The sequence below is a fragment of the Actinoplanes sp. NPDC048967 genome (assembly GCF_040649415.1).
Taxonomy (GTDB): domain Bacteria; phylum Actinomycetota; class Actinomycetes; order Mycobacteriales; family Micromonosporaceae; genus Actinoplanes.
In genome coordinates this window covers 235179-255639 of record NZ_JBEZFL010000004.1, presented here as the reverse complement: position 1 = coordinate 255639, position 20461 = coordinate 235179, and the positions used below count along the sequence as shown (strand labels likewise).

At 71.6% G+C, this 20461-nt stretch carries 25 protein-coding genes; 15 read left to right on the top strand and 10 right to left on the bottom strand.

Annotation, left to right across the window (positions count from 1 at the left end):
• Positions 1–27 precede the first annotated feature (27 nt).
• The 5 genes from wrbA to AB0C12_RS18885 all read left to right on the top strand — a co-directional run bounded on the left by wrbA (position 28) and on the right by AB0C12_RS18885 (position 2586).
• On the top strand, positions 28–633 hold the full coding sequence (wrbA, locus tag AB0C12_RS18905; RefSeq protein WP_360549556.1) for an NAD(P)H:quinone oxidoreductase: 606 nt from the start codon (positions 28–30) through the stop codon (positions 631–633).
• Between the two features lie 60 nt (positions 634–693).
• Positions 694–906 (top strand): DUF397 domain-containing protein, encoded by a 213-nt coding sequence (locus AB0C12_RS18900; RefSeq protein ID WP_360549554.1) that lies wholly within the window; start codon positions 694–696, stop codon positions 904–906.
• Between the two features lie 74 nt (positions 907–980).
• Positions 981–1235, top strand: coding sequence for a hypothetical protein (locus AB0C12_RS18895; RefSeq protein WP_360549552.1), 255 nt, complete (start codon positions 981–983; stop codon positions 1233–1235).
• A 71-nt stretch (positions 1236–1306) separates the two neighbouring features.
• Positions 1307–2104, top strand: a complete 798-nt coding sequence (locus AB0C12_RS18890; RefSeq protein WP_360549550.1) for a thymidylate synthase — start codon at positions 1307–1309, stop codon at positions 2102–2104.
• Complete coding sequence (locus AB0C12_RS18885) at positions 2101–2586, top strand: dihydrofolate reductase (RefSeq protein ID WP_360549548.1); 486 nt, start codon at positions 2101–2103, stop codon at positions 2584–2586. Before AB0C12_RS18890 ends, AB0C12_RS18885 begins: the two co-directional genes overlap by 4 nt.
• Here AB0C12_RS18885 and msrB read toward each other — a convergent pair.
• Positions 2567–2971: a peptide-methionine (R)-S-oxide reductase MsrB gene (gene msrB / locus AB0C12_RS18880; RefSeq protein ID WP_360549546.1), complete on the bottom strand. Its 405-nt coding sequence runs from the start codon at positions 2969–2971 to the stop codon at positions 2567–2569. The two genes, AB0C12_RS18885 and msrB, sit on opposite strands and share 20 nt — an antisense overlap.
• 76 nt (positions 2972–3047) lie before the next feature.
• Here msrB and AB0C12_RS18875 point away from each other — a divergent pair, with 76 nt between their 5' ends.
• The 3 genes from AB0C12_RS18875 (at position 3048) to ligD (ending at position 5292) form a co-directional block, all read left to right on the top strand.
• Positions 3048–3536 carry a hypothetical protein gene (locus AB0C12_RS18875; protein ID WP_360549544.1) on the top strand — a complete coding sequence of 163 codons (489 nt, stop codon included), beginning with the start codon at positions 3048–3050 and terminating at the stop codon, positions 3534–3536.
• A 117-nt stretch (positions 3537–3653) separates the two neighbouring features.
• Positions 3654–4187: an LPXTG cell wall anchor domain-containing protein gene (locus tag AB0C12_RS18870; RefSeq protein ID WP_360549542.1), complete on the top strand. Its 534-nt coding sequence runs from the start codon at positions 3654–3656 to the stop codon at positions 4185–4187.
• A 79-nt stretch (positions 4188–4266) separates the two neighbouring features.
• Entirely contained in the window at positions 4267–5292 is a 1026-nt protein-coding gene (gene ligD / locus AB0C12_RS18865) for a non-homologous end-joining DNA ligase (RefSeq protein ID WP_360549540.1), read from the top strand.
• Positions 5293–5296: 4 nt separating this feature from the next.
• On the opposite strand, the gene AB0C12_RS18860 is transcribed toward ligD, so the two are convergent.
• Positions 5297–5761 carry a GNAT family N-acetyltransferase gene (locus AB0C12_RS18860; protein WP_360549538.1) on the bottom strand — a complete coding sequence of 155 codons (465 nt, stop codon included), beginning with the start codon at positions 5759–5761 and terminating at the stop codon, positions 5297–5299.
• 65 nt (positions 5762–5826) lie between these two features.
• On the opposite strand from AB0C12_RS18860, the gene AB0C12_RS18855 reads away from it, so the two are divergent.
• Complete coding sequence (locus AB0C12_RS18855; protein ID WP_360549536.1) at positions 5827–6282, top strand: potassium channel family protein; 456 nt, start codon at positions 5827–5829, stop codon at positions 6280–6282.
• Here the strand turns inward: AB0C12_RS18855 and AB0C12_RS18850 are convergent.
• Both AB0C12_RS18850 and AB0C12_RS18845 read right to left on the bottom strand, forming a co-directional pair.
• Positions 6233–7804, bottom strand: coding sequence for an alpha/beta hydrolase (locus tag AB0C12_RS18850; protein ID WP_360549534.1), 1572 nt, complete (start codon positions 7802–7804; stop codon positions 6233–6235). The two genes, AB0C12_RS18855 and AB0C12_RS18850, sit on opposite strands and share 50 nt — an antisense overlap.
• 66 nt (positions 7805–7870) lie before the next feature.
• Positions 7871–8938, bottom strand: a complete 1068-nt coding sequence (locus AB0C12_RS18845; protein WP_360549532.1) for an ATP-dependent DNA ligase — start codon at positions 8936–8938, stop codon at positions 7871–7873.
• A gap of 91 nt (positions 8939–9029) precedes the next feature.
• On the opposite strand from AB0C12_RS18845, the gene AB0C12_RS18840 reads away from it, so the two are divergent.
• A complete protein-coding gene (locus tag AB0C12_RS18840) occupies positions 9030–9980 on the top strand; it encodes an SDR family NAD(P)-dependent oxidoreductase (protein WP_360549530.1) in 951 nt (316 codons plus the stop codon).
• A gap of 33 nt (positions 9981–10013) precedes the next feature.
• Entirely contained in the window at positions 10014–10841 is an 828-nt protein-coding gene (locus AB0C12_RS18835) for a MerR family transcriptional regulator (RefSeq protein WP_360549528.1), read from the top strand.
• Positions 10842–10851: 10 nt separating this feature from the next.
• On the opposite strand, the gene AB0C12_RS18830 is transcribed toward AB0C12_RS18835, so the two are convergent.
• Genes AB0C12_RS18830 through AB0C12_RS18820 form a run of 3 tightly spaced genes read right to left on the bottom strand, consistent with a single transcriptional unit; the run spans position 10852 to position 12619 of the window.
• Positions 10852–11229 (bottom strand): DUF3037 domain-containing protein, encoded by a 378-nt coding sequence (locus tag AB0C12_RS18830; RefSeq protein ID WP_360549526.1) that lies wholly within the window; start codon positions 11227–11229, stop codon positions 10852–10854.
• Entirely contained in the window at positions 11226–11981 is a 756-nt protein-coding gene (locus AB0C12_RS18825; RefSeq protein ID WP_360549524.1) for a HipA family kinase, read from the bottom strand. The genes AB0C12_RS18830 and AB0C12_RS18825 overlap by 4 nt, the downstream gene beginning before the upstream one ends.
• 5 nt (positions 11982–11986) lie before the next feature.
• On the bottom strand, positions 11987–12619 hold the full coding sequence (locus tag AB0C12_RS18820) for a helix-turn-helix domain-containing protein (protein ID WP_360549522.1): 633 nt from the start codon (positions 12617–12619) through the stop codon (positions 11987–11989).
• 54 nt (positions 12620–12673) lie between these two features.
• Between AB0C12_RS18820 and AB0C12_RS18815 the strand changes: the two genes are divergently transcribed.
• The gene (locus tag AB0C12_RS18815; protein WP_360549520.1) at positions 12674–13438 is read left to right on the top strand and encodes an alpha/beta hydrolase; all 765 of its coding nucleotides are present in this window, start codon (positions 12674–12676) and stop codon (positions 13436–13438) included.
• Between the two features lie 10 nt (positions 13439–13448).
• Here the strand turns inward: AB0C12_RS18815 and AB0C12_RS18810 are convergent, their stop codons facing one another.
• The 3 genes from AB0C12_RS18810 to AB0C12_RS18800 form a co-directional block, all read right to left on the bottom strand.
• On the bottom strand, positions 13449–14000 hold the full coding sequence (locus tag AB0C12_RS18810) for a hypothetical protein (protein WP_360549518.1): 552 nt from the start codon (positions 13998–14000) through the stop codon (positions 13449–13451).
• A 74-nt stretch (positions 14001–14074) separates the two neighbouring features.
• On the bottom strand, positions 14075–15571 hold the full coding sequence (dgt, locus tag AB0C12_RS18805) for a dGTP triphosphohydrolase (RefSeq protein ID WP_360549516.1): 1497 nt from the start codon (positions 15569–15571) through the stop codon (positions 14075–14077).
• 23 nt (positions 15572–15594) lie between these two features.
• Positions 15595–16173 (bottom strand): hypothetical protein, encoded by a 579-nt coding sequence (locus AB0C12_RS18800; RefSeq protein ID WP_360549514.1) that lies wholly within the window; start codon positions 16171–16173, stop codon positions 15595–15597.
• 116 nt (positions 16174–16289) lie between these two features.
• Here AB0C12_RS18800 and AB0C12_RS18795 point away from each other — a divergent pair, with 116 nt between their 5' ends.
• The 3 genes from AB0C12_RS18795 to AB0C12_RS18785 all read left to right on the top strand — a co-directional run bounded on the left by AB0C12_RS18795 (position 16290) and on the right by AB0C12_RS18785 (position 20445).
• Positions 16290–17420, top strand: coding sequence for an MBL fold metallo-hydrolase (locus AB0C12_RS18795; RefSeq protein WP_360549512.1), 1131 nt, complete (start codon positions 16290–16292; stop codon positions 17418–17420).
• 234 nt (positions 17421–17654) lie between these two features.
• Positions 17655–18854, top strand: coding sequence for a LacI family DNA-binding transcriptional regulator (locus AB0C12_RS18790; protein ID WP_360549510.1), 1200 nt, complete (start codon positions 17655–17657; stop codon positions 18852–18854).
• Complete coding sequence (locus tag AB0C12_RS18785; protein ID WP_360549508.1) at positions 18847–20445, top strand: FAD-dependent oxidoreductase; 1599 nt, start codon at positions 18847–18849, stop codon at positions 20443–20445. Before AB0C12_RS18790 ends, AB0C12_RS18785 begins: the two co-directional genes overlap by 8 nt.
• The last annotated feature ends 16 nt before the right edge of the window (positions 20446–20461 follow it).

Genomic DNA, 20461 nt, shown 5'->3' with positions numbered 1-20461 from the left:
TCGCCGGAGCTCGGGCAGCCTTGCTGAATGGCCAACGTGAAGCTCGCAGTCGTCTACTACTCCTCAACCGGCACGATCCATGCCATGGCTGAACGGATCGCCCAGGCGGGTGAGAAGGCGGGCGCCGAGGTGCGCCTGCGTCAGGTGCAGGAGCTCGCGCCGCAGGAGGCGATCGCCTCGAACGCGGCGTGGAGCCAGCACTTCGACAACACCAAGAACGAGCCCAAGGCGACCGCCGACGACATCGTGTGGGCGGACGCCGTGCTCTTCGGCACGCCCACCCGGTACGGCAACGTCGCCAGCCAGCTCAAGCAGTTCCTGGACACGCTGGGCCCGCAGTGGGGACAGGGCCTGCTCGCCGACAAGGCGTACGCCGGCTTCACCGCCTCGATGACCGCGCACGGCGGCCAGGAGTCGACGCTGCTCGCGCTGTACAACACGATCTACCACTTCGGCGGCGTGGTCGTGGCGCCCGGTTACACCGATCCGCTGAAGTTCGCCGACGGCAACCCGTACGGCGTCTCGCACGTCACCGGCGGCAACAACGACAACCCGCTGGGTGAGAAGGAGAACGCCGCGCTCGACCACCTGGCCCAGCGCATCGTCAAGGTCGCCGGCAAGCTCAAGGACTGACGACACTCGTACCGGTTACAGCCCTTACGTCCGCGGCCGTGACTTGGCACACTGTGCGGCGTGAAAAAGTTCGAGGCTGATCTGACCAACGCCGTATGGCGCCGCAGCGGCGGTACCGCGCAGCCGGGTGCCGCCGCCGTCGAGGTCGCCCTGCTGGACGGCGGGGTCGCCGTCCGCGACTCGCGCAAGCCCGACGGGGACGTGCTCTTCTTCACTCCGGACGAATGGGACGCTTTCGTCGGCGGCGCCAAGGACGGCGAGTTCGACCTGTAGCGTGGCCTGGACGGACATACCTCGGTATCCGGATATCAACCTGAAAAAGGTTCATTTCTGGGTAGCCTGCCGGTATGACCATTCACGAGAGTTCTGACCTGCTCAAAAAGGTGGAGCGGTACGAGGCCGCCGTGCATGAGCTCGAGGCAGCCCACGAGGACGTCAAGGACGTGCTCATGGAGTCCATCCTGTTCGCCCGCTGGCAGCAGCTCGGCACTCAGCTCGGTTTCGCCGCGGTCGACCCGGCCAAGCAGCGCGAAGAGCCGAACCGTGACCTTCAGCAGCTCAACCAGCAGATCTCGGCGATGAGTGAGTCCTGGGCTCACTAGTGGCGGCGATGTGACCTCCGCCGCCCGGGTCCCTCTCGGCTCCGGGGCGGCGGAGGCGCTAGCGTGGCGCCATGGTCGACACCCAGTACGAAGAGCTGCTGCGCCGGGTCCTCGAGACCGGCATCCCGAAGGCGGACCGCACCGGCACCGGCACGGTCAGCCTCTTCGGTGAGCGACTGCGCTACGACCTGTCCCAGGGCTTCCCGCTGATCACCACCAAGCGGGTGCATTTCAAGTCGGTCGCGGTCGAGCTGCTCTGGTTCCTGCGCGGCGACAGCAACACCCGGTGGCTGCGCGAGCGTGGCGTGACCATCTGGGACGAGTGGGCCGACGAGAACGGCGAGCTGGGCCCGGTCTACGGCAAGCAGTGGCGGTCCTGGCCCACCCCGGACGGCGGCCACGTCGACCAGATCAGCGAACTGCTCGCCACGCTGCGCCGCGACCCGGACTCACGCCGCATGATCGTCTCGGCCTGGAACGTCTCCGAGCTGCCCGAGATGGCCCTCGCGCCGTGCCATGCGCTGTTCCAGTTCTACGTCGCCGACGGCCGGCTCTCCTGCCAGCTCTACCAGCGCAGCGCCGACATGTTCCTGGGCGTGCCGTTCAACATCGCCAGCTACGCGCTGCTGACGCAGATGATCGCGGCGCAGACCGGGCTGATCCCCGGCGACTTCATCTGGGTGGGCGGCGACTGCCACATCTACGCCAACCACGTCGAGCAGGTGCGCGAGCAGCTCAGCCGCCCCGCGTACCCGTTCCCGAAGCTGGAGATCGCGCCGGCGGAGTCGCTCTTCGACTACACCTACGAGCACTTCTCCGTGGTCGACTACCAGCACCACCCGGCCCTGCGCGCCCCGGTCGCGGTATGACGATCCACATGATCTGGGCCGAGGCGCACGGCGGCGTCATCGGCGCCAAGGGGGCGATCCCCTGGCACGTGCCCGGCGAGCAGAAGATCTTCCGGGAGCGCACGATGGGCGCGACCGTGGTGATGGGCCGGGCCACCTGGGACTCACTGCCGGAGCGCTTCCGGCCGCTGCCCGGCCGGCGCAACGTGGTGCTGACCCGGCAACCGGGCTGGGCCGCCGCCGGAGCCGAGACCTTCGGCTCGGTCGGCGAGCTGCTGCGGGTCCACGACGACTTCTGGGTGATGGGCGGGGCGGCGGTCTACACCGCGCTGCTGCCGTACGCCGGGCACATCGTGCGGACCCGCATCGACCTCGCCGTCGAGGGGGACACCTTCGCCCCTCGGCTGGGGCCGGAGTGGCAGCTCACCGCCGGTGCCGACACCAGGACGTCGGACACCGGCGTGCGTTACACCGTGGAAGAGCTCACTTCGGGTCCAGCTTGATCGACAGACTGTTCACGCAGTGCCGCGTGTTCTTGGCGGTCATCATCTCGCCGCGGAAGACGTGGCCCAGGTGGCTGCCGCAGCGGGCGCACTGGATCTCGGTGCGGACCATGCCGAGGCTGCGGTCCTCGATCTCCTTGATCGCGCCCGGGATGGCGTCGTCGAACGACGGCCAGCCGCAGTGCGAGTCGAACTTGGTCTCACTCGGGTACAGGGCGGCGCCGCAGGCCCGGCACTCGTAGGTGCCCTCGGTCTTGGTGTCGACGTACTCGCCGCGCCAGGCCGGCTCGGTGGCGCCCTGGCGCAGCACCCGGAACTCGTCGGGGCTCAGGCGGACCCGCCACTCTTCTTCGGTGGTGGGCAGGGTGGTCTTGTCAGTTGCCATGCTCCAAAGGTACGTCGGTACGCCGGTGGCGCACCGCCAGTGCGCCGACGGGCCGGGCCGCAGCCGTTGAACGGTCATGGATGCGACGCGTTTCAGCCCCACCTGGCAGCAGGCCCTCGCCCGTGGCATGTACCTCGGCGTTCTCGGTGCGGTGGTGGGAGTGTCGGCCGGTCTGCTCGCCACCATGGTGGCCCTCTCCTGGGCGGCGGCCACAGCGCCACCGGCCTGGGTGTGGGCGGTGCTGGCGTTCGGTCCGCCGCTGGCCGGTGCGCTGGCCGGGGTGCTGGTGCGGCCGCGGCTGGGCACCGAGATCGACGCGGGCGGCATCCGGACCGTGACCCCGTTCGGCGCGGGGGTGCAGCCGTGGAGCCGGGTTGTGGACCTGCGGGCCGAGCGCCGCGGGGCCCGCACGGTCGTCTCCGTCTACCTGGAGTCCGGCGCCAGCGTGCAGTTGCAGGCGCCGTACAGCGGTGAGCTGTTCGCCGCCGATCCGCAGTTCGAGCTGAAGGTCTTCGCGCTGTCCCACCTGTGGCGCAGCCACCGCTTCGGCGGCCTGCCGAGCTGAGCCCGTTCACCTTTTCGATGGGGACTCGCCGGAGGGGCAATGCCACCAAATCCGGCATTAGCCGCTAAGCTCCCACCGGACCAAGACGGACTTACCGCAACAGAACGGATTCCCTTCATGAGTTTGACGCGCCGGTTGGCCGCTGGACTGCCCGCGGCCGGCGTCACCGTCCTCGCCGCTCTGGCCCTCACCGGGGCCCCGGCCGCCGCGACGGGCGACGAGTCCGCCGCTCGCGCCAAGCAGCCCGCCGTGATGACCACGCCGTGTTCCGAGGTGCAGCGCGGCGACAAGTGCGACTACGGCTACACCGACGACGAGAAGCCGGGCGACAACAAGCCGGGCGACAACGGTGCGACGCCGGACGACAACGGCACCGGACCCACCCGGGGCAGTGGTGGCTACGGTGGCGAGAGCCCGACGCCGTCGCCGAGCCCGTCGACGCCGACCGCCAGCGTCGACACCGTCCCGCCGGGCGGCGAGAGCCCGGCCACGTCGCCGGCGCCGAGCCAGAGCACCCCGGGCGGCGTCAGCGCGGGTGGCACGCTCCCGCTGACCGGTGCGCCGATGGGTCTCACCATCGCGCTCGGCGGCCTGATGGTCGCGGGCGGCGCGGCCGCCGTGTACTACAGCCGGCGTCGTCGCAGCGCCTGAGCAGCGGCAACTGCCTCGTAAGGCCGTCCCCGGGAACATCCGGGGGCGGCCTTCGCCGTCGCGGGCTTAAGGTCTTGGCATGGCATCGTCGAAGTCACCCGCCGTCGAGGTCGAGGTCGCCGGCCGGCCGGTCCGGCTGAGCAGCCCCGACAAGGTCGTCTTCCCGCAGCGGGGCTACACCAAGCGGGACGTCTTCGAGTACTACCTCGCGGTCGGCGACGGCATCATGCGCGCGCTCGACCACCGCCCGACGACGCTGCAACGCTTCCCCGACGGCATCGAGGGGGAGATGTTCTTCCAGAAGCGGATCTCCACCCGGGGCGTGCCGGCCTGGGTCGAGAGCGCCACGATCACCTTCCCGAGCGGGCGTACCGCCGACGAGCTCTGCCCCGCCGACCTCGCGCACGTCGCCTGGGCCGCGCAGATGGGCACCATCGTCTTCCACCCCTGGCCGGTGCGGGCCGCGTCCCCGGACCAGCCGGACGAGCTGCGCATCGACCTCGACCCGCAGCCGGGCACCGACTTCCGCGACGTGATCACCACCGCCGGGGTGGTGCACGAGGTCCTGGACGAGTTGGGCTGGACCGGCTATCCGAAGACCTCCGGCGGGCGCGGCGTGCACGTGTACGTGCGGATCGCCCCCACCCACTCCTTCGTGGACGTGCGCCGAGCGGCGATCGCGCTGGCCCGCGAGGTGGAACGCCGCAGCCCGGAGCGGATCACCACGGCGTGGTGGAAGGAGGAGCGCGGCGAGCGGGTCTTCCTGGACTACAACCAGACGGCCCGGGACAGGACGATCGCGTGCGCGTATTCGCTGCGCGCCAACGGGCGGGCCACCGTCTCCGCGCCGGTGACCTGGGCCGAGCTGCCCGACGTCGAGCCGGACGACTTCGACCTGCGGACCGTGCCCGAGCGGTTCGCCAAGATCGGTGACCCGCACGCCGGGATCGACGACGTCGCCCACGACATCGCGCCGCTGCTGGAGTGGTCGGCGCGGGACGAACAGGCCGGGCTCGGCGACCTGCCGTACCCGCCGGACCACCCGAAGATGCCGGGCGAGCCGCCGCGGGTGCAGCCCAGCCGCAAGAACGAGGCGAACTGGTGACCGGCTACAGCGCGAGCTTGAAACCCAGATGTGAGGCCTCGAAGCCCAGCGACGCGTAGAAGCGGTGGGCGTCCGTGCGGCGTTTGTCCGTGGTCAGCTGGGCCAGGCCGCAGCCGCGTTCCCGGGCCCGCTCCAGCGACCAGACCATCATCGCCCGGCCGATACCGCGGCCGCGCAGGTCACCGCGCACCCGGACCGCCTCGATGGTCATCCGCTCGGCGCCGCGCCGGCTCAGCGACGGGATGAAGGTGAGCTGGCAGGTGCCGACCACCGTGCCGTCCTCGTCGGCCACGATCAGCTCGTTGCGCGGGTCGGCGTCGATGGCCTCGAAGGCCGCCCAGCCGGCCGCATCCACCGCCTCCGAGGTCGTCGAGGGCTGCCGGGAGCGGGCGATCTCGTCGTCGGCGAGCAGCTCGAGGATCGCCGGGACGTCGGATCGGGTCGCGGTGCGAAAGATCACGTGGGCCACGCGGCCATCCTGACACGCCCGACGGGCTGAGCCGCCGACTGGCCCCGGGCGGGCACGATGACCGCATGCGACTGCTGTTGGTCCCGGTGCGGAGGATCTACCGCGGGCTGGTCTGGCTGGCCAACTCGCCGCCCACGCTGATCCTGTCCTATTCACTGCTCATCGCGATGTGCAGCGTGATCTACCACTTCGTCGAGAAGGTGACCTACGGCGACGCCCTGTGGTGGGCCGTGGTCACCGCCTCGACGGTCGGCTACGGCGACATCTCGCCCAAGACCGGTGTGGGCCGGGTGATGGCCGGCCTGCTCATCTCGCTCATGGTGCTGATCGTCGTCCCGCTGATCACCGCCCAGTTCGCCAGCAAGCTCATCGTCGACCACGACGCGTTCCAGCACGACGAGCAGGAGGAGCTGAAGAACAACCTGCGGGAGGTGCGTCAGCTGCTGGCCGAGCTGGCCGCCCGCGAGGGGATCACCGTGGAGGGCAACGCAGCCCCTCCTTCGGCACCCGCAGATCGATGAGGTAGCCGTCGACCGCGTCGACGATGCACTTGGTGCTGGGATACGCCGTGTGCCCCTCGCCCTCCCAGGTGAGGACCTGCCCGGTGCCGAGCATCTTGGCCAGCTCGGCGGTGTTCTCGTACGGCGTCGCGGGGTCACCGGTGGTGCCGACGACCACGATCGGCGGCGCGCCGGTGGCCGCACCGGCCGGGTACGGGTCCCGGGCGCCCGGCCAGAAGGTGCACGGCAGCATGCCCATGGCCAGCGCGGCACCGAACAGCGGGTACTTCTTGCGCCACTCGCCCTGCAGCTGGCGGATCTTCTCCACCGTGGGGGCGCCGGCGGTGTCCGCGCAGTTCACCGCGAGGTTGGCGTCGAACAGGTTGGAGTAGCTGCCGTCCGGCTTGCGGTCGGCGTACTGGTCGGCGAGGTCGAAGATGTCGTCGGCATCGCCGGTCTGCAGCCCGTCGACCGCCTTGGCGAGCTGCTGCCAGCCGGACTCCGTGTAGAGCGACGAGATCACCGCCACGAAGATCCAGCCGGGGGTGGCCTCGCGGCCGTCGGGGCCCTCGACCGGGGACGCCTCGGCCTTGGCCAGAGCGTCGGTGACCGCGCCGCGGGCGTCCGGGGCGATCGGGCACTTGGCCGCGTTGGCCTTGCACCAGGTGGTGAAGTTGGTGAACGCCCGCTCGAAGCCCTTGGCCTGCGACTCGGAGCCGGCGATGAAGTCCTGCTTCGGGTTGATCGCGCCGTCGAGCACCAGCGCCCGCACCTTGTCCGGGAAGAGCTGGGCGTACGTGGCGCCGAGCAGGGTGCCGTAGGAGAGGCCCAGGTAGGTCGTCTTCTGGTCGCCGACAGCCGCGCGGATCGCGTCCATGTCGCGGGCGGCCTGCTCGGTGGAGAAGAACGGCAGCTGGGGGCCGTACTTCTGGCCGCAGCCCTCGGCCACGCGCTTGTTGAGCGCGACGACCTCCTGGAACTCGGCCTCGGTCTCGGGATCCGGCGCCGCCGCGAAGGTGGCGTCCTGGTCCTTGTTGCTGATGCACTTGATCGGGTCGGAGCGCCCGACGCCGCGCGGGTCGAAACCGACGATGTCGAACCGGTCGGTCACCTCGGTGGGCAGCCCGCCCAGCGCCTGGCCGAAGGAGACGTAGACCGAGTAGTCGATGCCCGAGCCGCCGGGGCCGCCGGGGTTGACCAGCAACGAGCCGATCCGGTCGTGCTGGGTGGCCGAGCGGATCCGGATCATCGCGACGTCGTAGGTCTCGCCGGACTGCGGGGCCGCCCAGTTGCGGGGCACGGCCACCGACGCGCAGTCGTAGGTCATGCCGGACGCGGCCCGGCCGACCAGCTGCTGCGGCACCTCGGGGCACGACCGCCACTGTGCCTGGGTGCCGGGGACCGCGGGCGGCGCCTTGCTGCCGGTGGTCACCGGCGCGGCGCCGTCGGAGTCGTCGGGGGCGAAGACCGGCAGCGTGCAACCGGCGGTCGCGATGACCGCGGCGACCAGAGCGGCCAGGACCAGGCGGGGGGTACGCGGCACAGTGCGCGGCCTTTCTCGATCGGCTCTTGCTCGCACGAGGCTAGCCGAGAAGTCTGACAACCTGACTCAGCGGCTCGTCAGCACGTCGGCGAGCTGGAACCGCACCGGCCGCTCCAACTGCTCGTAGGTGCACGTGCGCGGCTCGCGGTCCGGGCGCCACCGTTCGAACTGGGCGGTGTGCCGGAAGCGCAGACCCTCCATGTAGTCGTAGCGGACCTCGACCACCCGTTCGGGGCGCAGCGGCACGAAGGACAGGTCCTTGCCGTTGTTCCAGCGGCTGACCTCGTTCTTGCGCGGGGTGCGCTCGCCCTGCTCGTGGGCGGCCCAGTTCCACGGGTGCCCCTCGAAGGTGGTGACCAGGTGCTGCATCTCGGTGAAGAGCTCCTCGCGGACGGCCATCGGGAACGAGCCGATGACCCCGACCGAGACCAGCACGTCGCGCTCGTCATAGAGGCCGAGCAGCAGCGAGCCGATCCGGTTCTCGCCGGACTTGTGCACGCGGTAACCGGCCACGACGCAGTCCGCCGTACGCTTGTGCTTGATCTTGGTCATGACCCGTTTGTCCGGCTCGTAGCCCAGATCTTTGCCCTTGGCGATCAGCCCGTCGAGCCCGGCGCCCTCGAACTCGCCGAACCACCGCCGCGCGGTCTCCAGGTCGTCGGTCGCCGGGGTCACGTACACCGGGGGTTTCGCCTCGGCCAGGCACTGCTCCAGCCGGGCCCGCCGCTCGGCGAAGGGCCGCGTGGTCAGGTCCTCGTCGCCCAGCGCCAGCAGGTCGAAGGCCACGAAGCCGGCCGGGGTCTGCTCGGAGAGCAGCTTGACCCGGCTCGCCGCGGGGTGGATGCGCTGCTGGAGGGCCTCGAAGTCGAGGGTGTTGCGCTCGGTGTCGGCCACGATGATCTCGCCGTCGATCACCGCCCGGGCCGGGAAGTTGGCCAGCACCGCCTCGACCACCTCCGGGAAGTAGCGGGTCATCGGCTTCTCGTTGCGGCTGCCGATCTCCACCTCGTCGCCGTCGCGGAAGATGATCGACCGGAAGCCGTCCCACTTGGGCTCGTAGAGCTGCCCGGCGGGGATGTCCGCGACGGGCTTGGCCAGCATCGGCTTCACGGGCGGGTTGATCGGCAGGTCCATCGGCCCAGTCTCCCCGTTCGGGCCCGGAAAGGAAGCCCGGACGCACCGGTCCGTCAAGTTCGCCGGGCCGATCGCCGGGTATGGGTGGGCCATGAGTTCACGTGTGGTGGTACTGACCGGTGCGTCCAGCGGGATCGGCCGGGCCGCCGCGCTCGCCTTCGCCGCGCGAGGGGACCGGCTGGTGCTCGCCGCCCGGGGCCTGGCCGATCTGGAGAAGGTCGCCGCGAGCTGCGGCGGGAGCCCGCTGGTGGTGCCGACCGACATCAGCGTACGGGCGCAGGTGGAGGAGCTCGCGGACGCCGCCGTCGACCGGTTCGGCCGCATCGACGTGTGGGCCGACAGCGCGGCGGTGATGGCGTACGGCAAGTTCGAGGACGTGCCCGCGGAGGTCTTCGACCAGGTGGTCCGGACGGATCTGCTCGGTTCCGCGAACGTCGCCCGGGCGGCGTTGCGGGTGTTCCGGAGCCAGGGCCACGGGACGGTGATCCTGTGCGGCTCGCTGCTCGGGCACATCACCGCGCCGTACATGTCGGCGTACGTGACCTCGAAGTGGGGTCTGCGCGGCCTGGCCCGGACCCTGCGGCAGGAGACCCGCGACGCACCCGGCATCAACGTCTGCCAGCTCGTGCCGGGCAGCGTGGACACGCCGATCTACACGAGCGCGGCCAACTACGCCGGTTTCGTGGGCCGTCCGCCGCCGCCGGTGGACTCCGCCGAGCGGATGGCCGCGGGGGTGCTGCGGCTCGCCGACCGTCCTCGCCGGGAACTGTCGGTCGGCGCGGCCAACCGGTTCACCGAGCTGGGTTTCAAGGCCATGCCGCCGGTGTACGACGCGCTGGTCGGGCCGATGATGGGCCGGCTGGGCCTGAGCCGGCGCCGGGTCGCGCCGGACGCCGGCAACGTCTTCCGGGCCGCCGGCCGGGTCGAGGGTGGACCGGCGCGCTGGGGCCGGCTGCCCGTCGCGGCGCTCGCTGCCACCGCGACGGTGCTGGCCTCGACCACGGTGGCCGCCGGCGTGCGCCGGCTGCGCCGCGGGGCTTGAGTCGTCCCCAGGGGCGGGGTGCACACTCGTCGCATGACCGTACGGGAGCTGCGGGGCCTGACGATCGGCGAGTTCGGTCGGCGGTCCGGCCTGTCCGTCAAGGCGTTGCGCCTCTACGACCTGTCCGGCCTGCTGCCACCGGCCGAGGTGGACCCGGTCAGCGGCTACCGCCGGTACGCGGTCAGCCAGCTCGACCGGGCCCGCCGGATCAGTCTGCTGCGCCGCCTCGACATGCCGCTCGCCGTCGTCGCCGAGGTGCTGGCCGGCACCGACGAGGAGGCGGTGGTGCGGCTCGACCGCTGGTGGGCGGCGCAGGAGCAGGCCACGGCGGCCAAGCGGGGCAGCATCGGCTGGCTCCGCGTCCAGCTCGCCGCGGCCGGCCAGCCGGCCACGACGTACGAGGTGCACCGGCGGACAGTGCCGGACACCAAGGTCGCGTCCCTCCGGCAGGCCACCGACCAGCAGGGACTCGCCGGCACGATCCATGAGCTCCAGTGGCGCGTACGCGACCGGCTGGCCGGCGCCACCACCACCGCCGAGCACTGGGTGATCTACCACGGTTTCGTGACCCCGGACAGCGAGGCCACGGTCGAGGTCTGCGTGCCGTTCACCGGGCCGGCCGAGCCGGCGGGCACGATGGTGATCCGGCTGGAGCCCGCGCACACCGAGATCTACACCACGGTCGCCCGCGACGACTGTTTCTATCCGCGGATCATGCAGGCCTACGACACCCTGGCCCGGCACGTCGACGCCGAGGGCCTGGGCCGCACCGCGCCCGTCCGCGAGATCTACCTGGCCGACTGGCACACGATCGCCGGCACCGACCCGTTCGTGCACGTCGCCCAGCCCGTCGGCCCCTGACCGCGGCGCGCTACCGGACGAGCAGCTCGAGCAGCCGGTCCAGCTCCGCCGACGGGTCCGCGGCCAGGCCCATGTGCACCGGCCCGGCCTGCAGGATCGTGCTGCGCGGAGCGACCAGCCAGCGGAAACGCTCGCCCTGCTTCATCTCACGGGCCGCGCCGCCGTCCGCGCCCCCGGCACAGGTGATCTCCCAGGATTGCAGCGACGCCCGGATGCCGTCCAGGTCGGCGTGGGGATCCAGGGCGAGCAGCCGGGGCTCGTGCAGGTGGGTGCGGGCGGCCAGGAAGTCCAGGCGCTGGCAGTAGAGAACCACGCCGACGTTGATGAACTCGCCGCGCTCGACCCGGGGGACCGCGCGGACGATCGCGTACTCGTAGGGGACTCTCATGCCGCGACCCCCGGCAGCCAGGCGGCGGGCTCGGCGGCCCGGGCCACCAGGTGGTCGAGGTAGGCCCGGCGGGCCTCGCCGGCCGACGCGAAGTCGAACCCGGCCAGCCACTCGTCCGGGACCAGGTCGATGACCTCGGCCAGCAGCGCGGGCGTGAGCTGGGCGGCCAGCTCCGGGCCGGCGGTCGCCAGGGCGGTCGCGTACGGCTTCAGCACGTGGTCGTCCCACTTGTACGCCCGGTGCACCACGTTCGCCGCGCGCGGCCAGTTGTGGTGGAAGTAGAGCGTCGCGCCGTGGTCGATGAGCCAGAGCCCGCCGTGCCAGATCAGCAGGTTGGGGTTGCGCCAGCTGCGGTCCACGTTCTCCACGAACGCGTCGAAGGCCAGTGTGCGGGAGGCCGGCTCGGCGTCGACCGGGTGGGCCACCGGGTCGTAGCCCAGCGCCCCCGGCAGGTAGTCCATCCCCAGGTTGGCGCCGGCGCTGGCCTTGATCAGCTCCTGCACCTCCTCGTCGGGCTCGGCCCGCGCGACGACCGGATCGAGCTGGGTGACGACGAGCTCGGGCACGGGCAGACCCAGCCGCCGGGCCAGCTCGCCGGAGATGACCTCGGCGACCAGCGCCTTGGGGCCCTGGCCGGCGCCGCGGAACTTGACCACGTACGTGCCGAGGTTGTCGGCCTCGACGATGCCGGGCAGCGAGCCGCCCTCCCGCAGCGGGGTGACATAACGGGTGGCGATGACCTCGGAAAGCACGCCGCTCACCCTAGTGCGTGCAGGTGGCGGGCCATCCAGTCGCGGTACCAGCGCGGCGGGCGGTTGCGGTCGTGGACGATGAGGCCGTACTGCAGGGGCGACTGGAGCACGTAGAGCGAGTCGCGGAGGTCCTCGACGTCGTCCCGGCCGAGCCGGTCCGCCATGGTCTCGGCCAGCAGCGTGGCGCCGGCGAGCCGCTGCTGGTTCAGCTCCCGCAACAGGGTGGCGATCTCCGGGTCGCTGTCGGCGGCGCCGTGCACGACCGCGTAGATCGGGTACGACCGCTGGGCCACCTCGGCGAACGCGTCGGCCATCCGCTCGACCACCTCGGCGAAGGTGCCGGCCTCGTGGATGCGCCGCAGCACCGGCCGGTCCCGCAGCGGCCGGCCGTCGGTGTCTCCGGCGATGGCGGTGTCGACGGCCTCCTTGAGCAGGTTGACCTTCGACCGGAAGCCGGAGAAGACGGTCGGCGCGGAGACACCCGCCTGCTGGGCGATCCGGGCGACCGAGGTGCCGGCGTACCCGTGCTGGACGAACAGCCGGCGGGCCACCGTCAGCACCCGGTCGCGGGTCTCGCGGGCCTGGATCTGTCGGCTTCTGGCGTCGTAGCGCCGGCGCCCTTGTCCGGGGGACGTCATTGGCTTAGCTTAAGCCATATTCGATATAGCTTGAGTTAAACGAAAGGTGGAGCGGTGGACATCGCTGTCAAAATCACCGGAGACGGCCCGGCCGTGCTGCTCATCCACGGCGGCGCGGAGGACGCGTCGATGCTGGATGCGCAGGCCGAGGCGATCGCGGCGCGCGGCTTCCGGGCGATCTGGTACGACCGTCGCGGCACCGGCGGCAGCACCCGCGACGACTGGCCCGGCGGCGGAGCCGATCAGCACGCCGACGACGCGGCGCGGCTGCTGGGCGAGGTGGGCGCGGTCGGTGCCACGGTGCTCGGCTTCAGCTCCGGGGGCACGGTCGCGCTGGCGCTGGCCGCCCGGCATCCGTCGGTGGCCGGCCAGGTGATCGCCTGGGAGCCGGCCGCGCTCGGTGTGCTGCCGGACGGGCCGCAGCTCCAGGCGGCGATCAACGCGCCCGGGGAGGCGTATCTGGCCGAGCATCCCGGCGACTGGGTGGGCGCTGCGCACGTCCTGCTCGACGTGCTCTCGGAAGGCCGCGCCGATCATTCGGCGCCGCAGGTGACGGCGATGATGGCCAACGCCGAAGCGATGCTGCGCGACGACGGGCATTTCATCGTCAACCGCGGCTTCGCCCCGGGCGAGCTGCCCGCGGAGCTGGTCACCATCGCCGTCGGCGAACAGCCGGACCCGTTGCACTCGGCGATCGCCGCCACGATCGCCGGACTGGTCGGCCAGGAGCCCGTGGTGGTCAAGGGCGCGGACGACCACGAGGTCTACCTCTTCCGGCCGGAGATCCTGGCCGACTGGCTCGCCGCCCGGCGGGTGTGAGAGACACCCCCTAGGCGGCGTCCGGGCCGCGGCGGCGCAGGTCCTCGACCTTGGTCATGGCGTCGCGCAGCTCGGTGAGCCACTCGTCGGTGTGCTCGCCGACCAGCTTGACGCACCAGGCCAGCGCCTCGGAGCGGCTGCGGGCCACGCCGGCGTCGACCAGGGTGTCGAGCACCTGCCGCTCGGGCTGGCGCAGCCGGGTCATGACCGGGGCGGAGAGGTGGGTGAACAGCTCCTCGGTGTCGCCGCAGCGCACACCCCAGCTCACCTTGCGCTGGTAGCGGTGCTCGACCTGGAGGGCGACCTTGATCCGGCCGTCGCGGGTGTCCTCGCGGAACTGGTGGATCCGCCCGGACTGCGCGGCGGAACGGTCGGCGTCGGTGGCGTCGGCGCCCAGGTCGGGCGTGGGCACCCGGCCCCAGATGATGATCTCGTCGCGGTCGACGACGACCTGGGGTGGCTCGGTGAACCAGCCGTCGGGCGTTGCCCCGGTGATCCAGGCGGCAGCGTCATCGGCGGCTGGTGGCTCGGTGCGGGCCCCGGAGGGTGGACGGAAACGCATGGGAACCTCCAAGCGAAGCGATGATTACATGCTTACACCGTTGCACCACTTACGCCAGGAAACGCGTTCAGCTCTCAGAGGACAAAGGCATCGGTCCACAGCTGGCGGGAGCGCCCGGACAGGGCATCCATCAGCGCCACGGCCTGGCTGTCGGTCAGGGCCGCCACGAAGTCGATCACCGCACGGCCGCGAGCCCGGTAGATCCGGTCCGGGGTCCCCTCCGGCAGCTCCGCCTCGGCCAGCTCCACCAGGTCCCGGATCCGCCGGGGGAGGCGCTCGGTCTCGTCCGGGTCGGCCAGCCAGGCCAGCAGGGCCTCCACCAGCGAGCCCAGCAGCCGCGCCTGACCCCGCTGGTGCAACGCCAGGTCGGGGCGGGCCAGCACGAACCTGTTCTGCACGAACTTGAGCACCTGCACCTCGTGCCACTGGGCCGGGGCCAGCAGGACGTGTCCCGAGCGCACCGCCGGCGCGTCGGTCACCTCGATCGACTCGACCAGGCGCCGGGTCCAGTTCGCCGAGAACGCGGCCACCTGCGCCTCCGCGTCCAGCGAGCCGTCGAACGCCTCGGCCAGCAGGCCGTCCACCAGCTCCGCGCGGACGTGCTCCACCGCCGCGGCGAACGCCTCGTCGTCGCTGATCCAGCTGTCCTTGCGGTGCAGCTGGCGGCGCAACGCCTCGATCGAGGTGCCCGGGCGGCGCTGGGCGTCGGTCAGGTCCTCGTCCGGGACCTCCCGGAACGACGAGCGCTGCCACGCCATCAGCTCCGCCGCCACCGAGCCCTGCTGCAGCACCCCGACCCGGTGCACGTCCTCGAGGTCGTGGATCGCGTACGCGATGTCGTCGGCCGTGTCCATCACCGAGGCCTCGGCGGTCTGCTGCCAGTCGGCGACCCGCCCGGCGAACGGCAGCCGGGCCTGCACCATGTCCTCGACCTCGGTCGTGTACGCGCCGAACTTCAGCGAACCGCCGTCCGGGTCGTCCGGTGGCGCCGCCGCACCGCGCGGCGGCGGGTCCATGAACCGGGGATGCGGCGCCGGGTGGGTCCGCCGGGTCCACGGGTACTTGAGGATGGCCGCGCGGGTGGCGGCGGTGAGGTTCAGCCCGATGGTGGCCTGGCCCCGGATCTCGGTGCTGGTGACGATCCGGTACGACTGGGCGTTGCCCTCGAAGCCGTCGCGCAGCCCCAGCCGCTGCCGGGCGAGCTGGTCCAGCACCCGCTCGCCGAGGTGGCCGAACGGCGGGTGCCCCAGGTCGTGCGCGAGCGCCGCGGCCTCGACCACGTCGGGATCGCAGCCGCCGAGCTTGTCCAGCACGTCGGCGTAGCGGGGGTCCGCGGCCAGGCGTTCCGCGATCGCCCGGCCCACCTGGGCCACCTTCAGGCTGTGCGTGAGCCGGTTGTGCACCAGCAGGCCGGCGCCGCCGGGGCTGATCACCTGGGTCACGCCGCCGAGGCGGGCGAAGAACGGCGAGCTGACGATCCGGTCCCGGTCGACGCGAAAGGGACTGGTGGCGAGGTCGCCGGGGGCGACGAGACTGTCGCCGAAGAGGCGCCGGGCGCGTGGATCGTCCATGCGCCCGACGCTAACGCACCGGACTACCGGGACTGGAGCGCGTCCAGGGCCACCGACATCGCGGCGACCAGCCGGCGGTCCAGCTGCGGGTCGTGGATCGTCACGACGTACTTGTCGCGCAGGCCCCACTTCTTGACCACGGAGAACGCCGGGCGGTCGTTCAGCAGAAACTCGAAGTGGTACGGCAGCCACGACAGCGAGTCGACGAAGCGGCGCAGGATCGCGACGGTCAGGTTCGTCTCCCGGCCGATCATCTCGCCGTAGCCGGGCTGCTCCAGGTGCCACGTCGAGCGCAGCAGGGATTCCTTGAAGTTCTTCCGGAACAGGCCGATAGGACTACCGGAGGCGTCCGTGATGTCGTAGGTCGCGCCGAGGTCGAGGACCTGACGGGCCTTGAAACCGAGGACGGGAGTGGTCTTGGTGTCGTCGGTGTAGAGAGTCACCTGCTCCTTGAACGCCATCCGCTTCTGCTGGGCGAACGCGAGCACACCGGCCTCCGAGCCGTCCGGGGCGACGGCGTGGACCTCGTACTGGTTGACCATCAAGCGGACGCGCTGACGCACGATGAGCTGCTGCTGGGTCTGAAGGGTGTCGACAGTCACGGCGGCAGTGTGACATACCGGTGCTTAGCTGAGGAGATCCACCGCACCACGGTGGCGCCGGGTGCCGGTGGGCGGTCAGACTTGCAGCCGGACAGAACTGACACGGAGGATCTCGCATGGCGAAACAGGCAGACGGCCGTCGAGGGCGCACCGGGGCATTGGTGGCCCTGGCACTGGGAGCCGCTGCGGCCTGGGCCGCTCGTGACATCCCCGCGCAGATCGGCGGCCGCAAGATCGGGGCCCGCGCCGACGGCGAGCGCGGCGAGCGGTACACCCGTTCCCCGCAGTTCTCCGACGGCAAGTTCCGCAACACGGTCCCGGCGACCATGGTGACCGCGGGCTCGATGCCCCGGATCCTGGCCGCGACGCTGACCGACCGCGACCGCCGGCACCCGAGCCAGCCGATCCCGGTGCTCCGCCCCGAGTTCGGCGGCGACCCGGGCGGGCTGCACGTCACCTGGTTCGGCCACTCGTCGGCGCTGGTCGAGATCGAGGGCCGGCGGGTCCTGCTCGACCCGGTGTGGAGCGAGCGCTGCTCCCCGTCCCGGCTGACCGGCCCCAAGCGGCTGCACGAGCCCCCGCTGGCGCTGCGCGAGCTGCCGCCGATCGACGCGGTGCTGATCTCCCACGACCACTACGACCACCTCGACATGGACTCCATCCGCAACCTGGTGGACCTGCAGGCGGCGCCGTTCCTGGTGCCGCTGGGCGTCGGCGCGCACCTGGAGCGCTGGGGCGTGCCGGCCACCCGGATCATCGAGCTGGACTGGGACGAGCGGGCGACCGTGGCGGGCATCGAGTTCATCGCGACCGCCGCCCGGCACTTCTCCGGCCGCGGCTTCACCCGCGACGAGACCCTGTGGTCGTCCTGGGTGATCGCCGGCCCCACCCGTAAGGCGTTCTACTCCGGCGACACCGGCTACTTCCCGGGCTTCGCGCAGATCGGCGCGGAGCACGGCCCGTTCGACGTGACGCTGGTGCAGATCGGCGCCTACGGCGACGCCTGGCCGGACATCCACATGGTGCCCGAGGACGGCGTCGCCACCCACGTCGACGTGCAGGGCGGTCTCATGATCCCGGTGCACTGGGGCACGTTCAACCTGGCGCTGCACGACTGGCCGGAGCCGGCCGACCGCACCTGGCGCGAGGCCAAGGCGCGCGACGTGCGGCTGGCGGTCCCGCGGCCGGGTGAGCGGGTGGACGTCGACAACCCGCCGGCCGTCGACGGCTGGTGGCAGGCTCTTTAAAGGCAGAATTTCCATGTCGTAGGTCCGTGCGTGGTGCTGACCGTCGCTCCCGCCGATTGCCGGCTGATTGCATGGTGCGAACCCGCCGCCCTCCAGGGCGGCGGGTTCTTTTTGCGCCTTGCCTTAGGTAATAGGTATTAGCGTCTTGACCGGCAGGCTCGGGGCGACTGACGATGTCACTCAGCCGCAACTAATGCGTATTACCTTCGTAACCGAGGGGAACAGACTGTGACTGTGACGCGGAGGCGCGTGACGCAGCAGGACATCGCCAGGATGACCGGAGTCAGCCAGGCCACCGTTTCGCTGGTGCTCAACGGGCGGGACGACGCCGACGTCCGGATCGCCCCCGAGACCCGGGAACGGGTGCTGCAGGCCATCCGCAGCACCGGCTATGTCGCCGACCCGATCGCCCGTCGCCTCGCCGCCCGGCACAACCGGATCCTCGGCGTCTTCACCTACGAGTCGGTGTTCCCGGCCGGGCTCGGCGACTTCTACCACCCGTTCCTGGCCGGGATAGAGGAGTGCGCGGAACGGGTCGGCTGCGACCTGCTGCTGCTCACCAGCGCGCCGGTGATCGACGGCCGGCGCCGGATTTTCCACCAGGACAACCGGCTGCGGCTGGCCGACGGGTGCGTGCTGCTGGGCCGCTCGCTGGACCCGGCCGAGCTGGCCCGGCTGCTCGCCGAAGGTCAGCCCTTCGTCAGTGTCGGGCGCCGCGACGACGCCGGCGGCCCGGTGCCCTACGTCGGCGCTGACTATCCCGGGGCCACCGCGGCCCAGGTGCGCGCCGCCGTCGCGCTCGGGCACCGGAGGCTCGCCTACGTGGGCGAGGGCGCGGGTCCGGAGTCGCACGCCGACCGGTTGCGCGGCTTCACCGCCGCGGTGACCGAGACCGGCGTGAACGGCCGGCACCTGACCATCGCAGGGTCCTCGCCTGCGGTCATCCAGACCGATGTGGACGGACGGCGCCAGGCCGTCACGGGGTCCTTGCCCGCGGTCGCTCAGGCCGATGCGGACGACTGGCGCCAGGCCGTCGCCGGGTCCTTGCCCGCGGTCGCTCAGGCCGATGCGGAGGGACGGCGCCAGGCCGTCGCTGGGGTCTCGGCTGCGGCGGTGCTGGACGCGATCCTCACCGACGGGCGTACCTGTGTGTTCGTCGAGGAGTTCGCCGACGGGGTGGTGCTCGCCCAGCTCGCGGCCGAGCGTGGTCTGCGCGTACCCGGGGATCTGTCGTTCGTGGCCCTCGGCGATCCGACCCGGCCGGCGGCGACCGACATCGACTTCACCGGCTACCGCATCCCGCGCCGGGAGATGGGCTGGCAGGCGGTGGAGGTGCTGGCCGCCATGCTGGAAGGGACCACCGCGGTGACCCAGCGGATCCTGCCCTGCGAGCCGGTGGCCGGCGCGACCCTGGCGGCGGTGGCGCATGCGTGAACTGCGCGCGGATGTCGTTGTCATCGGCGGCGGGCTCGGCGGGGTCGCGGCCGCGCTCGGCGCCCTGCGGGCCGGACGGTCGGTGCTGCTGACCGAGGAGTACGAGTGGCTCGGCGGCCAGCTGACCAGCCAGGCTGTGCCGCCCGATGAGCACAGCTGGGTCGAGCAGTTCGGCGTGACGGCGAGCTACCGGGCGCTGCGGGACGGCATCCGGGACTACTACCGGCGGCACTACCCGCTGACCGAGCGGGCGCGGCGTACCCCGGATCTCAATCCCGGCGCCGGGCACGTGAGCCGGCTGTGCCACGAGCCGCGGGTTGCCGTCGCGGTCATCGAGGCGATGCTGGCGCCGTACCGGGGGTCGGGTCTGCTCCGGGTTCTGCTGGGTTTCGTGCCGGTCGCGGCGCAGACCGACGGTGATCGGGTCAGCGCGGTCACGGTCCGCGGGCCGGGCGAGGAGCTGGTGCTGAGCGGTCCCTACATCTTGGACGCCACCGAGACCGGCGAGCTGCTGCCGCTCACCGGCACCGAGTACGTCACCGGCTTCGAGTCGCAGGCCGAGACCGGGGAGCCGAACGCGCCCGACGTCGCCGACCCGGGCAACATGCAGGCGTTCTCGGTCTGCTTCGCGATCGACCACGTGGACGGCGACCACACCATCGACCGGCCCGCGGCGTACGACTTCTGGCGTGACTACCAGCCGTCGTTCTGGGGCGCGAAGATGCTCTCCTGGCAGACGCCGAATCCGCGCACGCTGGCCACCTCCACCCGGTCGTTCACCCCGAACCCGGACGACGACCCGTGGCTGGTCCAGGCCGACCAGCGGGTCAACCCGGGCGACGGCAACCTGTGGACGTTCCGGCGCATCGCCGCCCGGCGCACCTTCACCGACGGTTCCTACCCCAGCGACATCTGCCTGGTGAACTGGCCGATGATCGACTACTTCGAGGCGCCGATCATCGACGTGCCGGACGCGGCCCACCACGTACAGCGGGCGCGGGAGCTGTCCTACAGCGTCCTCTACTGGCTGCAGACCGAGGCGCCGCGCCCGGACGGCGGCACCGGCTGGCCCGGGCTGCGGCTGCGCGGCGACGTGACCGGCAGCGCCGACGGGCTGGCCCAGGCGCCGTACATTCGCGAGTCCCGGCGTATCCGGGCCGAGTACACGATCGTCGAGCAGGACCTGTCCCTGGCCGTACGCGGCGACAAGGGCGCGGTCCCGCACCCGGACTCGATCGGCGTCGGCATGTACCGCATCGACCTGCACCCGTCCACCGGCGGCGACACGTACATCGACGTGGGCTCGTGCCCGTTCGAGATCCCGCTCGGTGCGCTCATCCCGCGGCGGGTGGAGAACCTGCTGCCCGCCGGCAAGAACATCGGCACCACCCACATCACCAACGGATCCCACCGCCTGCACCCCGTCGAGTGGAACGTCGGCGAGGTCGCCGGCATCCTCGCCGACTTCTGCCTGACCCGCGCGGTCACCCCGCGCGCGGTCCGCAACACCCCGGCCCTGCTGGCCGACTTTCGCCAACGCCTGACCGCCGACGGTGTCGAGCTGCGCTGGCCCGACATCAGCGGTTACTGAGGAAGGACCCCCACCG